We start from the raw sequence: 604 nt of genomic DNA, 5'->3' as shown, positions 1-604 counted from the left end.
ATGCGAAAGACGGTTCATTTTTCAACATAGCCACCTCACATAAGACCGAATGAAGCGCCGAGGCCGCTCACGGTATCAACCGCGCTTGCCATTGCTGGATTTGCCTGGAATCGAGCCTGTAACGCGAGGGCAGTAAGCGACAACATGCGAATACCGGCATTAACGCTCTCAATCATGTTGCTCTTACGAGACGGGGTTAGACGTTCTGTAGACACAGCACCGCTTGCCAGTTCACCGAGTTCACTCATGGCTCGCATAACGTATGACTGCAATTTGTCTTTTGCCAGTTCGTTAACCGGCACACATGGCAGGCAATGAATCTGAGCGAGAAATCCATCTACGAGCGTTGAATCTTCTGTCAGGTCGGTCAGCGTCCAAATCTCGCGAGGCGTTAACTGGTGCGGTTGCTCAGGGTTGAGCTTGTTATAGAGTGTGTGGGGCTTGATATTCGCCTTAACCGCCAGCTCCTTGACGTTATGAGTCAAAGCGAACTTACGGCAAGCATCATCGAAGTGTGAATGTGACGAAACGCGAAAATCTAACATGTTGCGGCTCCTTCCAACTTGCAAAATCAAGTTACTGAAACACGGCATAACGCGAATTA

The 604-nt window shown here is 49.7% G+C and carries 1 protein-coding gene; it reads right to left on the bottom strand.

Annotation, left to right across the window (positions count from 1 at the left end; genetic code table 11):
* Positions 1 to 35: 35 nt before the first annotated feature.
* A partial coding sequence (locus RE027_RS18000; protein ID WP_368809667.1) for a phage regulatory CII family protein occupies positions 36 to 604 on the bottom strand: 569 nt, incomplete at its 5' end.

This window comes from Kocuria sabuli (assembly GCF_040981185.1).
GTDB classification, from domain to species: domain Bacteria; phylum Actinomycetota; class Actinomycetes; order Actinomycetales; family Micrococcaceae; genus Kocuria; species Kocuria sabuli.
Note: the sequence above shows the minus strand (reverse complement) of the source record. Positions and strands in the feature narration are given on the sequence as shown.